This is a genomic window from Pseudomonas sp. PvP009 (genome assembly GCF_017832995.1).
Lineage (GTDB): Bacteria > Pseudomonadota > Gammaproteobacteria > Pseudomonadales > Pseudomonadaceae > Aquipseudomonas > Aquipseudomonas syringae.
In genome coordinates, this window is record NZ_JAFIBG010000001.1 from 837,507 (window position 1) to 851,326 (window position 13,820).

The window sequence follows — 13,820 nt, forward strand, 5'->3', positions numbered from 1 at the left end:
ATATTCAAGTAGAGCGGTTTGCTGCGCCGGGTGAGCGGCGCAGCAAACAGTCGCGTTTACTTGCCGCTCACGCTCACACCGTAAAAGGAGTTCAAGCCAAACGGGCTGATCTTGAAGTCCTGCACGCTGGTACGCATGGGTTGATAGACCGTCGAGTGCGCAATAGGCGTCATTGGCACGGCGTCTTTCAGGAGGTGTTGCGCCTGTTCGTACAGTTTGGTGCGCTTGGCCTGATCGGACGTTTCCTTGGCCTTATGGATCAGCGTGTCAAACGGCTTGTCGCACCATTTGGCAAAGTTGTTGCCATTCAGGGCGTCGCAGCCGAACAGGGTGCCGAGCCAGTTGTCCGGGTCACCATTGTCACCGCTCCAGCCAATCAGCATGGCGCCGTTCTCGCCATTCTTGGCACGCTTGATGTACTCGCCCCATTCGTAGCTGACGATCTTGGCGTTGATACCGATCTTCTTCCAGTCGGACTGGAGCATCTCGGCCATCAGTTTGGCGTTCGGGTTATAAGGACGCTGAACCGGCATCGCCCAAAGGGTAATTTCGGTGCCTTCCTTGATGCCGGCTTCCTTGAGCAACTGGCGAGCTTTCTCGGGATCGTACTTGGCGTCCTTGATGGTGGTGTCATAGGACCACTGGGTCGGCGGCATGGCGTTGACCGCCAATTGACCTGCACCCTGGTAAACCGAGTCGATGATCTGCTGCTTGTTGACCGCCATGTCCAGTGCCTGACGCACTTTCAACTGAGCCAACGGGTTTGGATGGTCTTCGCCCTTGATCTCAGGCATCACGTTGTAGGCGATGTAACCCAGGTTGAAGCCTGCCTGATCGGGCATCTTCAGGTTCTTGTCGGCCTTGAGCGGTTCGAGGTCGGCAGGGCGCGGATAAGCGGTGATCTGGCATTCGTTTTTCTTGAGCTTCTGCATGCGCACCGAAGCATCGGTGGTGATGGCGAAGATCAGGTTGTCGACCTTGACGTCTTCAGGCTTCCAGTAGTCCTTGTTGCCGGTGTAACGGATGTTGGAGTCTTTCTGGTAGCTCTTGAACACGAACGGGCCAGTGCCGATCGGCTGCTGGTTGATCAGCTCCGGCTTGCCTTCCTTGAGCAGCTTGGCAGCGTATTCTGCGGACTGGATGGACGCGAAGCTCATCGCCATGTTCTGGATGAACGCGGCGTCGACCTTGCCCAGAGTGAACTTGACGGTGTGGTCGTCGATCTTCTCGATTTTGGTGATGTTGGTGTCCATCGCCATATCGGTGAAGTAAGGGAATTCGGTCGGATACGCTTTGCGGTAAGGCATGTCCTTGTCGATCATGCGATTGAACGTGAACAGCACGTCATCGGCATTGAATTCACGGGTCGGCTTGAAGTACGGCGTGGTGTGGAATTTGACGCCTTCGCGAAGATGGAAGGTGTACGTCAGGCCATCTTCGGAGATGTCCCATTTGGTCGCCAGGCCCGGCACTACGGCGGTGCCGCCGCGCTCAAACTGACTCAGGCGGTTGAAGATGGTCTCTGCCGAGGCGTCGAAGTCAGTACCTGTGGTGTATTGACCTGGATCGAAGCCGGCAGGGCTGCCCTCGGAACAGAACACCAGATTCGATGCAGCGTGAGCGAAAGGTGCGCTGGCGAGCAGGCTGGCGCCGATCAGAAACGGAATGACCGCGTGTTTGAGCATGGTTGCCTCAGTTGTTGTCATTTTTGATTAGAGGGAACGACCTCGTGAGCCGATCCGTCCGATACTTATGCAGGGGCCATACCCAAAGCAAGACAGTGAGGCGAAAGAAGCGACAAAGAGTGGCACGATCGTACAGGAATGTCGCGAAAGTGTAACTTTCTTGAGAGTTGATCGTTTGCGCGACGCTTTTTCGATTGTTTCGCGCACCAATAAGGCGCAACCGGGTGAGAAAAATGCACCCGGTTGGAGCCGTGTTGTTACTTTACTGTTCCCAGGCTGACACCATAAAAGGGTGTCAGGCCGAAGGGACTGATCTTGAAGTCCTGCACTTCCTGGCGCATTGGCTGAAACACCTTGGAGTTGGCAATCGGGGTGATTGGCACCTGCTGCTTGAGAATGTGCTGAGCCTGCTGATAGAGCTTGATGCGCTCATCGCGGTCGCTGGTCAGCTTGGCCTGCTGCACCAGCTTGTCGTAAGCCGGGTCGCACCATTTGGCGTAGTTGCTGCCTTTGACGGCTGCGCAGCTGTAAAGCACGCCGAGCCAGTTGTCGGGGTCGCCGTTGTCACCGGTCCAGCCGTAGATCATTGCGTCATGTTCGCCGGCCTTGGCGCGCTTGATGTATTCGCCCCATTCATAGCTGACGATGTTGGCCTTGATACCGATCTTCTCCCAGTCGGACTGGATCATCTGTGCTGACATGCGTGCGTTGGGGTTCGACGCGCGCTGGACGGTCATGGCCCACAGGTCGATTTTGGTACCCGGCGCCACACCTGCTTCCTTGAGCAGTTGTCTGGCTTTGGTCAGGTCGTGCGGAGCATCCTTGATGGTCGGATCGAAGCTCCACTGACCCGGCGGCAGGGCATTTTCAGCCAGTTGGCCTGCGCTCTGATAAACCGCTTTGATGATCGCCGGTTTGTCGATGGCCATGTCCAGCGCCTGACGCACCTTGAGCTGGTCCAGCGGCGGATGCGTGACGTTGTAGGCCAGGAAGCCCAGGTTGAAGCCGGGCTGGCTGAGGACCTTGAGTTTCGGGTCCTTTTTCATCTCCTCGATGTCCTGCGGACGGGGATAGCCGCTGACCTGGCATTCGTTGGCCTTGAGCTTCTGCAGACGCACGGCGGCATCGCTGCTGATCGAGAAGATCAGGTTGTCGATCTTTACATCCTCCGGCTTCCAGTACTCGGTGTTGCCGACGTAACGGATCTGCGAATCCTTCTGGTAGCGCTTGAAGACGAACGGGCCAGTGCCGATGGGCTTCTGGTTCAAGTCCTCGGCCTTGCCTTCCTTGAGCAGTTTGTCTGCGTACTCGGCAGACTGGACGGAGGCGAAGCTCATGGCCAGGTTCTGCACGAAGGCCGCATCGATGTTGTTCAGGGTGAACTTGACGGTCAGCGGGTCGACTTTCTCGACGCTCTTGATCGTCGTATTCAGGCCCATGTCGGTGAAATAGGGCGACTCGGAAGGATATGCCTTGCGGAACGGGTGGTTGGCATCGAGCAGACGATTGAACGTGAACAGCACGTCATCGGCGTTGAACGTACGAGTCGGGGTGAAATAATCCGTGGTGTGGAATTTCACGCCGTCGCGCAGGTGAAACGTGTAGGTCAGGCCATCCGGCGAAACGTCCCAGCGCGTGGCCAGGCCTGGCTCCACTTCCGTACCGCCACGCTTGAACTGGGTCAGACGGTTGAAAACGGTTTCGGCCGAGGCATCGAAGTCGGTGCCGCTGGTGTACTGGCTGGGGTCGAAACCGGCAGGGCTGGCTTCAGAGCAATACACCAGCGTGCTTGCCGCTTGGGCCAAAGGTGCGCAGGCCAGCAGCGCGGTGGTCAACAGCAGCGGTTTGAAAAGTGTGTGTCCCATGGATCCCTCGCGTGGTACGGCAGTAACCGTGCTTGAAAGTCGACAATCAGATAGACAACGGATAGTGCCGTACTTGGTCGGGGTCGGACAATACGCTTACTTGCCGGTAATCCTCGTCCAAAGGTCTGCCAGTGAAACACTTTCAAAAAACACGCTCAGAAAATCGCTGCCGTCCTGGCTGAAACGCTGCAAGTCATTTTGCGCGCTGCGCTGCAATTGAAGTCTGGACTGGTCCAGCTCGCTCTTGAGCGTCGCCCGCTCGACCTGTTCGGGATTGGCCTCGGCCCATTCCCGGACAATCGAGTCCTGCCAATCGCAGTCTATGGGGTGAGTGAAGAACCGCGTTGCAACCTGGACCGGATGTTCGGCGCCTTCCTTGCCATGCCACTGGCCCAGAACTGCCTGACCTACTTGCAGCACGGCCGTTCTTGCCAGGCTTGCGGCAAGTGTGTGCAGCGGGTGTTGCGCATGATCCTTGGCCAGTTGCGAATGTGACGGATCGGTCGAGCCGCTGCTATTGGGGTCTTCATCAAGCAGGGTCTGCAGGTCGTCGACGCTGTTGCCGAGCCAGATGGCCAGACTTTGCATGACGACGCCGAATGCATTGCCCAGCAATCGCCCTGGCGTACCGATGAAAGCGTAGAACTGTTCGACCTGTTCGGAGAACGGCTGGCTGGCCCATTGGTCGCGCGCGTCGAGAAAGGCCTCGTAACCCGCGAGCAGTCGCGGGTCAGGGTGCTCGCCCAGAACGATCTGAATAATCTGGTCGCGCTCGTAACGTTCTCCAGCCTTGATCGCTTCGAACGGCTTTTCGTCTGTCGAGAACATAATCCTGCCAAGCGGCTCAGCGAGGCTGGCGATGATATCGCTGCCGCCGAACGTACCGGTTACCAGAGGCAAACGGTGCTTGCAGTCTGCTTCTGACGTCCACGGCAGAATGCGCTCATGGCCGAGTTTGATCAGGCTGAGTTCGGCGAAGTTGGAGTGGGCGAAGAAGTCTTCGAGAATGTGCAGCGCCGCGCCCATGTCACGTAGACCGTCGGTAGACCCTGGGCCGCCATTGACCGCCGATTCCAGCCCCGCAGCCATCACCGGCACCGAGCGCTGAATGTAGCGCTTCATTGAGGTGTCGGGGTCGACCTTCAATAGCGGATCGTCGGGCAGCACCCAGGCGTCGAAGTCGGCGTCGCGCTCTTTTGGATTGGCCGGCTTGGGGTCAAGGGTTCTGGGGTTGTCGATGTGTTCAGCAGGGCGATAGACGCCGAGTCGCTCTGCGGTCACCACGAAGCGCGAGCGGTCTGTCTTCATCAGATCGGTGAATTCCTTGACTGCCAGTACGTCCACGATACGCGTCAGTGCGTCACGCGAAAGCAGGTCAGGGAAGCTTTTCGGCATGCTTGTCGCCCTGACGATTTTTGGATCGAGCAATTGCGAATAGTCGCGCAGCCAGTTGCCGAAATAGATCGCGCGGATTTCCTCAGGTCTGAAGCCGGCAGATTCGAGAACGCTCTCGATGGCACCGTGAGTATGTGTGTGTTCGTCGCCTTCACCGGCTTCGAATCTTAAGGGGATTGGAAGCGGCTCGCGGTAGGTATTCATGTTCTGATCAATGACAGCCGCAGGGTTACGGGAAGCGTTATGCGGGGGATTCATCCTTGATTCCTTGATGGCAATGCGCGCGTTGGCCGGGTCACTCAGCCAGGGCGACAGTGTTCGAAAGTGAGACGGCAAGTTTCGCGAGCCGCGAGCTCACCGACAATCAGGCAGCGCATCAGCAAACGTAGGAGATTGCCGAGGAAGAAAGGGAGAAAGGAGGAGGTGGGGCGTGGAAAAGGGCGGTAGTCGGCACTACCGCCCTGTCATTCAAGGAATCGCGACTTCGATCACACCATCCGCCGCGACGCTGACCTGGCTGGTGCCTGCTTCGACGTCGGGCGTCGGTGCTGCGTCTTCACGCAACGACTTGGCCATCATCATGACCGGCGCGCGCAGATACGGCTGCGGGTAGCCCGAGGTGTTCAGGTTCAGGTTGACCAGCTTGTAGCCTGTACCGCCCAGCGCCTCGGTGACCAGTTGTGCACGAGCCTTGAACGCAGTCACGGCGTCCTTGAGCAGGGCGTCTTCGCTGGTCTTGCGCGTCGATGGCGAAATCGAGAAGTCCATACCGCCCATTTTCAGGTCGGTCAGCAACTCGCCGGTCAGCTTGGACAGCACGGCAAAGTCTGCACTTTCCAGGCGCAGTTCGGCGCGTTCACGCCAGCCAGTGATCTTCTGGCCTTTATCGTCGTAGACCGGGTAGCTATTGCGGCTGCCCTGGCGGATCTTCACGTCCTTGACCTGGCGCGCCTGTCCCAGCGCCTTGTTCAGCGTCTCGGTGATCTGCGCAGCCAGTTTGGCCGGATCGCTGTCCTGCGCTTCTGTGTACAGCGTGACGAGCATCAGGTCGCGCTGCACCTCCTGATTGACCTCGGCGCGCAATGAAATCTGGTTGTAACGGACTTCTTCAGCCATGGCGGGCAGGCTGGACAAAGCAGCAGCCAGCGCGACGAGGGTGGCGGCAGGGCGAAGGTTGAACATGAGAGCTCCTTGTTATCAAACGGCCTCCGACGGTGGTCGGGCGGCGCAAAGTGTTGTGACTGTAGCGCTTTGGTCCGGTTCCTGCGACGGCCGAGTGCTTCGGTGTGCGGTGCGTTGACGCACTTTTCCAGTTTTGCCTCCCGCTTGGTTATACTCGCTACGATCCGCCTGGAGCACTCATCAGGAGAGCTCATGCTCGCCCCCGTTCAAATGCTTTCAGCCACACGGCAAAATCTGTGGCGCCTGACATTCATCCGTATTCTGGTGCTGGCCGCGCAGGCCGGCTCGGTCGGTATGGCCTGGCTGTTCGACTTTCTACCATTGCCGTGGCTGCAGCTGTCGATCACTTTGGGGTGCTCGCTGGTGCTCTGCGGGCTGACGGTCATTCGTCTGCGCACCTCGCTGCCGCTCACCGAGCTGGAATATGCACTGCAACTGGCGCTGGACCTCCTGATCCACAGTGCGCTGCTGTATTACTCGGGTGGCTCGGCCAACCCGTTCGTTTCCTATTATCTGGTGCCGCTGACCATTGCCGCCGCCACGCTGCCGTGGCGTTACTCGCTGATTCTGTCCGGCTTTGCGCTGAGCATGTACACCTTGCTGATGGTGCGTTCCTATCCGCTGGAAACCGACTCCATCGCCCGGGAAAACATGCAGATCTACGGCATGTGGCTGAGCTTTGCATTGGCCGCTGCGGTGATTACCTTCTTTGCTGCGAAGATGGCAGAAGAGTTGCGTCGCCAGGAGCAACTGCGTGCCGAGCGTCGCGAAGAAGGACTGCGTGATCAGCAGTTGCTCGCCGTCGCGACCCAAGCCGCAGGGGCAGCCCATGAATTGGGAACGCCGCTGGCAACCATGAGCGTGCTGCTCAAGGAAATGCGCCAGGATCACAGCGACCCTGCGTTGCAGGATGACCTGTCCGTGCTGCAGGAGCAGGTCAAGCAGTGCAAGCAGACCCTGCAGCAACTGGTGCGCGCCGCCGAAGCCAATCGGCGCATGGCTGTCGAATATCAGCCCGCCACCCGCTGGCTGGACGAGTCCCTCAACCGCTGGCATCTGATGCGCCCGGAAGTGAGTTATCGTTTCTATCAATTGGGCAAAGGCGAGGCGCCGATGCTGGCGCCGCCGCCGGATCTGACCCAGGCACTGCTCAACCTGCTCAACAACGCTGCCGATGCCTGCCCCGATGGCCTTGAAGTCAATCTGGACTGGGACAGTGCAGAAATCTGCATCAGCATTCGCGACCATGGCGCGGGTGTGCCGCTGGCGATTGCCGAACAGATCGGCAAACCGTTCTTTACTACCAAGGGCAAAGGTTTCGGCCTGGGTCTGTTCCTGAGCAAGGCCAGCGTCACCCGTGCGGGTGGCTCGGTGAAGCTCTACAGTCATGAAGAAGGCGGTACGCTCACCGAGCTGCGCCTGCCCCGAGATACGCGAGGAGAAGAAGCATGAGTGACGATGACATCCAGGTCGAAGGCGAAGAGCTGCCGCACCTGTTGCTGGTCGATGACGACGCGACGTTCACCCGTGTGATGGCGAGGGCCATGAGCCGTCGTGGGTTTCGCGTGAGCACCGCCGGCTCGGCTGAAGAAGGGTTGGCCCTGGCGCAACAGGACATCCCCGAATACGCCGCGCTGGACCTGAAGATGGACGGCGATTCCGGTCTGGTGCTGCTGCCCAAGCTGCTGGAAATGGACCCGGACATGCGCGTGGTGATTCTCACCGGTTATTCGAGCATTGCCACGGCGGTCGAAGCGATCAAGCGCGGCGCGTGCAATTACCTGTGCAAACCGGCTGACGCTGACGACGTACTCGCGGCCCTGCTGTCCGAGCACGCCAACCTCGACACCCTGGTCCCCGAGAATCCGATGTCGGTGGATCGCCTGCAGTGGGAGCATATCCAGCGCGTGCTGACCGAGCACGAGGGCAATATTTCAGCGACCGCGCGGGCGCTGGGCATGCACCGCCGGACCTTGCAGCGCAAGTTGCAGAAGCGCCCCGTGCGGCGTTAATGAAGGTTTTTTCATAGTGATCGCGTAGGCGTTTTTTTGCTTCATTGTGCTCAGGCATCGTACGTTCAAAGAGAGCGAGCCTGAACCACATGAATCGCAATGCTGAATATTCTGCCGTCAACGATACTGTGCAAGGAGCATTTCTACCCCGCGTCTGGAAGCTGATAACGCCGTACTGGCGCAGTGAGGAAAAGACCACTGCCTGGCTGCTGCTGGTCTCGGTGATCGCGCTGTCGCTGTTCAGCGTGCAGGTCTCGGTGTTCTTCAACAGTTGGTACCGAGACTTCTACAACGCTTTGCAAAACAAGGATCTTGCCGCGTTCACCCACCTGATCCTGTACTTCAGCGGCATCGCCGCGATCGCCATTCTGGCTGCGGTCTATCGCCTGTACCTGACCCAGTTGCTGACCATCCGCTGGCGTCGCTGGCTGACGGAGCAACACTTCGCGCGCTGGCTCGCCGACAAGAACTACTACCAGCTGGAGCAGGGTGGTTACACCGATAACCCTGACCAGCGTCTGTCCGAAGACCTCAATGAGTTCACCACCAGCACGCTCAGCCTGGGGCTGGGACTGATGAGCTCGGTGGTCAGTCTGGTGTCGTTTTCGGTAATTCTCTGGGGCGTGTCGGGCAGTATCGAGCTGTTCGGCGTGACCATTCCCGGCTATATGTTCTGGGCGGCCATGCTTTATGCACTGGTGGGCAGCCTGCTGACACACTGGATCGGCAAGCGGCTGATCCCGTTGAACAACCAGCAGGAGCGATTCGAGGCAGACCTGCGTTTCGCGCTGGTGCGTGTACGCGAAAACGCCGAAAGCATTGCCTTGTCCGAGGGTGAACGCAATGAAAACCAGCGCCTGAGCGGGCGCTTCATGATGATCTGGAATAACTTCCGGGCCTCGATGAAGGTCCAGAAACGGCTGACGTTCTTCACCTCGGGCTATTCGCAGATTGCGCTGATCTTTCCGTTCATTGTGGCCGCGCCACGGTATTTCGCCGGCAAGATCGAGCTGGGCGATCTGATGCAGATCAACTCGGCATTCGGCAACGTGCAGGAGAACTTCAGCTGGTTCATCAGCGCCTATAGCACGCTGGCGTCATGGCGCGCCACCAGCGACCGTCTGCTCAGCTTCCGCCAGGCCATGACTGACAATGAAGGTCGGCAGCCGGCCATCGAAAGAATTCACGCCAACGACACGCTGGACCTGCGCAATCTGGGCTTGAGCATCGCCGGTGGGCGTCAATTGCTGAGCGACGCCAGTCTGCAGGTCGGCGCGGGAGAGCGGGTGATGCTCAGCGGTCGTTCTGGCAGTGGCAAAAGCTCATTATTGAGGGCGCTGGGCGGTCTCTGGCCCGAGGGTTCGGGGCAGATCCGCTTGCCCACCGGCACGGCGCTGTTCCTGCCGCAACGGCCTTACCTGCCCATCGGCACATTGCGTGAGGCGATGAGTTATCCACAACCTGCCGAACATTACCCGGCCCTGCGCTTTGCCGAGGTACTGGAGCAGTGCCGTCTGGAGCATCTGATACCGCGTCTGGACGAAAGCAATCACTGGCAGCGTTTCCTCTCGCCGGGCGAGCAGCAACGGGTGGCGTTCGCTCGCGCGCTGTTGGTCGCGCCGAACTGGCTGTATGTGGACGAGGCCACCTCGGCCATGGACGAAGATGACGAAGCGGCCATGCACCAGGCAGTCATCGACGGGCTACCGGGCATGACGCTGATCAGTGTCGGGCACCGCAGCAGCCTGAAACGCTTCCATGGCCGGCATGTGCGTGTCGAGGGCGGTAAATTGATCGAGCAAGCGTGATCAGCAACGTTTTGAGGTTGATGCTATAGGGGACACGGCGCTTTTGAGGGTGTGATCATACAACCGCTGAGCTATGATTAGCCCATGTTTAGCAGTCCAGAGATCGATGTTGGATGGAAAATCAAAGCGCTCTGCCCCGCGCCCGCAGAAAACACCGCAGCCTCGCGCAGGAGTTGGTGACAGAGCTGTCCGAGCGTATTCGCAGCGGTCAGCTCAAGCGCGGCGACAAACTGCCCACCGAATCCGCAATCATGGAAGAGCAGGGCGTCAGCAGGACGGTCGTGCGTGAGGCGATTTCGCGTCTGCAGGCCTCCGGTCTGGTCGAGACCCGTCACGGCATCGGTACCTTCGTGCTCGACACGCCAAGCCCCAGTGGTTTCCGGATTGACCCGGCGACCATCGTCACCCTGCGTGATGTACTGGCGATTCTCGAACTGCGCATCAGCCTTGAAGTCGAGTCGGCAGGCCTGGCAGCCCAGCGGCGCAGTGATGAACAACTGGCAGCCATGCGTTCGGCGCTGGACGCGCTCAATGAAAGCGCGGCACACGCCACCGATGCCGTGGCGTCGGACTTCCAGTTCCATCTGCAGATTGCCTTGTCGACCGGCAATCGCTACTTCACCGACATCATGACCCACCTGGGCACCAGTATCATTCCGCGTACCCGGCTGAATTCGGCGCGTCTGGCGCATGATGACCAGCAGCACTACATGGATCGGCTGAGCCGCGAGCACGAAGAAATCTTCGACGCCATCGCCCGCCAGGACTCCGATGCGGCCCGCGCCGCCATGCGCCTGCACCTCACCAACAGCCGCGAACGCCTGCGCCATGCGCACGAAGAGGCTGAATCGCAGCGGGCTTGATGCTTAAAAAGAGGACGCAGAACGTTCTGAACTGACCCCAAAAAGTTGGACGGTTGACTATCGTTCCCATGCTCCGCGTGGGAATGCAGTTCGTGAAGCTCTGCGTCACACGGCGGTTTTTCATTGTCTGGTGGATCGAGGTTCGACTCAGGTCACCTTTTCGCCCCTCGGCGACTCACTTTGAGGGACCAAAGTGAGCAAAGTCCCTGGCTCCGTTTCCGGCCCGACTTCGTCGGGTTCCTTCGCCCTGTCACTTACGTCGCACTCTGCGTCGTCCGTGCCATCGTGGTAGAAAAGCACTTTTGCGGCAATGGCTGCGGTGTTGACTATCGTTGGGCACGCTCCAGCGTGGGGATGCCGGTCTTGACGCTCCGCGTCACACATCTGCGTGGCAGCGTAAAAATCAAAACCGGACCTCGTCCTCTCCCTCTGAAAAAACCCGAAAATCCCTGTTGAGTGATTTTATTATCAGTTGTACGATGACTTACGACATCGGCGCTGACCCGGTGATCCTCTAACAATTATGTCCTCCAGGGTGTTCGAATAATGAATCCACAAGAACTGAAGTCCATCCTCTCATCCGGTCTGCTGTCCTTCCCGGTTACCGATTTCAATGCCCAAGGCGACTTCCACCGCGCTGGCTACATCAAACGTCTCGAGTGGCTGGCCCCTTATGGCGCAAGCGCTCTGTTCGCCGCGGGCGGCACCGGTGAGTTTTTCTCCCTGGCTGCCAGCGAATACTCCGAAATCATCAAGACTGCCGTCGACACCTGCGCCACCAGCGTGCCAATCCTGGCCGGTGTAGGCGGTGCGACTCGTCAGGCCATCGAGTATGCTCAGGAGGCTGAGCGTCTGGGCGCCAAGGGCTTGCTGTTGCTGCCGCACTACCTGACCGAAGCCAGCCAGGACGGCGTTGCCGCTCACGTCGAAGCCGTGTGCAAATCGGTGAAGATCGGTGTGGTGGTCTACAACCGCAACGTCTGCCGCCTGACGCCAACCCTGCTGGAACAACTGGCCGAGCGTTGCCCGAACCTGATCGGTTACAAGGATGGCCTGGGTGATATCGAACTGATGGTTTCGATCCGCCGCCGTCTCGGTGACCGCTTCTCGTACCTGGGCGGCCTGCCGACCGCTGAAGTCTATGCCGCTGCCTACAAGGCGCTGGGCGTGCCAGTCTATTCGTCCGCAGTGTTCAACTTCGTACCGAAACTGGCGATGGACTTCTACCACGCCATCGCCCGCGACGATCATCAGGCGGTCGGCAAGTACATCGACGATTTCTTCCTGCCTTACCTGGAAATCCGCAACCGCAAGGCTGGCTATGCTGTGAGCATCGTCAAAGCCGGCGCGAAGATCGCCGGTTATGACGCAGGTCCGGTGCGCGCGCCATTGACCGATCTGACGCCTGACGAGTGCGACATGCTCGCTGCACTGATGGACAAGCAAGGCAAGCAATAACATCTGCCACGACAAAGCCGCTGAGCGATCAGCGGTTTTTTCGTTGCACTGCATGACCCTTACAGGTGGCAGAGGTCGTCGCCGTGACGCTGCCAAGGGGCCTGTAACGCTACACCCAAAAAACAGCTTTACCCGCGTAAAAAAATAATCAGTGGGAGCTCTACCATGCAAAAGTCCAAGCCGACGCACGTCCGCTATTTGATCCTGTTGATGCTGTTTCTGGTCACCACGATCAACTATGCCGACCGCGCCACCATCGCTATCGCTGGTTCCAGCATTCAGAAAGACCTGGGCATCAGTGCCGTCACGCTGGGCTATATCTTCTCCGCATTCGGCTGGGCCTACGTGGCCGGTCAGATTCCCGGTGGCTGGCTGCTCGACCGTTTCGGGTCGAAGAAAGTCTACGCCATGAGCATTTTCACCTGGTCGCTGTTCACCCTGCTGCAAGGCTATGTGGGCGAGTTTGGCGTCTCCACGGCAATCGTTGCGCTGTTCATGCTGCGCTTTCTGGTCGGTCTGGCCGAAGCGCCGTCCTTCCCGGGCAACGCGCGCATTGTCGCCGCCTGGTTCCCGACTGCCGAACGCGGCACTGCTTCGGCGATCTTCAACTCGGCGCAGTACTTCGCCACCGTGCTGTTCGCTCCGCTGATGGGCTGGATTGTCTACACCTACGGCTGGCAGCACGTGTTCGTGGTGATGGGCGCGTTCGGTATCGTGTTCTCCATGATCTGGATGAAGGTCATCTACGGCCCGCGCAATCACCCGATGATCAACGAGGCCGAACTGGAGCACATTTCCAGCAATGGCGCGCTGGTCGATCTGGATCAGGACAAGGGTAAAGGCACGCAAAAAACAGCCAGCAGCGGTCCCAAGTGGGATTACATCCGCCAGTTGCTGACCAACCGCATGATGCTGGGTATCTACCTCAGCCAATACTGCATCAACGGCATCACCTACTTCTTCCTGACCTGGTTCCCGGTGTACCTGGTTCAGGAACGCGGCATGACCATCCTCAAGGCCGGCATCATCGCGTCTCTGCCAGCGATCTGCGGTTTCATCGGCGGGGTGTTGGGCGGGATCATTTCCGACTACCTGCTGCGCAAGGGCCATTCGCTGACCTTCGCGCGCAAGGCGCCGATCATCGGTGGTCTGCTGCTGTCGACCTCGATCGTGACGTGCAACTATGTCGATATCGAATGGGTGGTCGTGGGCTTCATGGCCCTGGCATTCTTCGGCAAGGGCGTGGGTGCGCTGGGCTGGGCTGTGATGTCCGACGTATCGCCCAAGCAGATCGCCGGTTTGAGCGGCGGCCTGTTCAACACCTTCGGTAACATTGCATCGATCACCACTCCGATCGTGATTGGCTACATCATCAGCAGCACCGGCTCGTTCAAATGGGCGCTGGTGTTCGTGGGCGCCAACGCGCTGCTGGCGGTGATCAGTTACATTTTCATCGTGGGTGAAATCAAGCGTGTGGAATTGAAAGAGCCGCCTGCCAAGGGGCCATTGCTGAACGACTCGGTCAGCGACCTTTCCGAAGCAAAATCCTGAG

At 59.0% G+C, this 13,820-nt stretch carries 10 protein-coding genes; 6 read left to right on the forward strand and 4 right to left on the reverse strand.

All coding sequences use genetic code 11. The features are described from left to right. Nucleotides 1-56 precede the first annotated feature (56 nt). The 4 genes from JOE29_RS03740 to JOE29_RS03755 all read right to left on the reverse strand — a co-directional run bounded on the left by JOE29_RS03740 (nucleotide 57) and on the right by JOE29_RS03755 (nucleotide 6,127). The gene (locus tag JOE29_RS03740; RefSeq protein ID WP_210078805.1) at nucleotides 57-1,685 is read right to left on the reverse strand and encodes an ABC transporter substrate-binding protein; all 1,629 of its coding nucleotides are present in this window, start codon (nucleotides 1,683-1,685) and stop codon (nucleotides 57-59) included. 257 nt (nucleotides 1,686-1,942) lie between these two features. After that, the gene (locus JOE29_RS03745; RefSeq protein ID WP_210078806.1) at nucleotides 1,943-3,550 is read right to left on the reverse strand and encodes an ABC transporter substrate-binding protein; all 1,608 of its coding nucleotides are present in this window, start codon (nucleotides 3,548-3,550) and stop codon (nucleotides 1,943-1,945) included. Between the two features lie 96 nt (nucleotides 3,551-3,646). Continuing rightward, a complete protein-coding gene (locus JOE29_RS03750) occupies nucleotides 3,647-5,203 on the reverse strand; it encodes an HET-C-related protein (protein ID WP_210078807.1) in 1,557 nt (518 codons plus the stop codon). Between the two features lie 210 nt (nucleotides 5,204-5,413). Next, complete coding sequence (locus tag JOE29_RS03755; protein WP_044312172.1) at nucleotides 5,414-6,127, reverse strand: SIMPL domain-containing protein; 714 nt, start codon at nucleotides 6,125-6,127, stop codon at nucleotides 5,414-5,416. A 192-nt stretch (nucleotides 6,128-6,319) separates the two neighbouring features. Here JOE29_RS03755 and JOE29_RS03760 point away from each other — a divergent pair, with 192 nt between their 5' ends. The 6 genes from JOE29_RS03760 (at nucleotide 6,320) to JOE29_RS03785 (ending at nucleotide 13,819) form a co-directional block, all read left to right on the forward strand. After that, nucleotides 6,320-7,579: an ATP-binding protein gene (locus JOE29_RS03760; RefSeq protein ID WP_004416095.1), complete on the forward strand. Its 1,260-nt coding sequence runs from the start codon at nucleotides 6,320-6,322 to the stop codon at nucleotides 7,577-7,579. Then, complete coding sequence (locus JOE29_RS03765) at nucleotides 7,576-8,139, forward strand: response regulator transcription factor (protein WP_003395104.1); 564 nt, start codon at nucleotides 7,576-7,578, stop codon at nucleotides 8,137-8,139. Before JOE29_RS03760 ends, JOE29_RS03765 begins: the two co-directional genes overlap by 4 nt. An 89-nt stretch (nucleotides 8,140-8,228) precedes the next feature. Next, a complete protein-coding gene (locus tag JOE29_RS03770; RefSeq protein WP_004416099.1) occupies nucleotides 8,229-9,947 on the forward strand; it encodes an ABC transporter ATP-binding protein/permease in 1,719 nt (572 codons plus the stop codon). A 113-nt stretch (nucleotides 9,948-10,060) separates the two neighbouring features. Further along, nucleotides 10,061-10,810, forward strand: coding sequence for a FadR/GntR family transcriptional regulator (locus JOE29_RS03775; RefSeq protein ID WP_003313750.1), 750 nt, complete (start codon nucleotides 10,061-10,063; stop codon nucleotides 10,808-10,810). Nucleotides 10,811-11,356: 546 nt separating this feature from the next. Continuing rightward, the gene (kdgD, locus tag JOE29_RS03780; protein WP_003313748.1) at nucleotides 11,357-12,268 is read left to right on the forward strand and encodes a 5-dehydro-4-deoxyglucarate dehydratase; all 912 of its coding nucleotides are present in this window, start codon (nucleotides 11,357-11,359) and stop codon (nucleotides 12,266-12,268) included. Nucleotides 12,269-12,433: 165 nt separating this feature from the next. Next, nucleotides 12,434-13,819 (forward strand): MFS transporter, encoded by a 1,386-nt coding sequence (locus JOE29_RS03785; protein WP_003395109.1) that lies wholly within the window; start codon nucleotides 12,434-12,436, stop codon nucleotides 13,817-13,819. The last annotated feature ends 1 nt before the right edge of the window (nucleotide 13,820 follow it).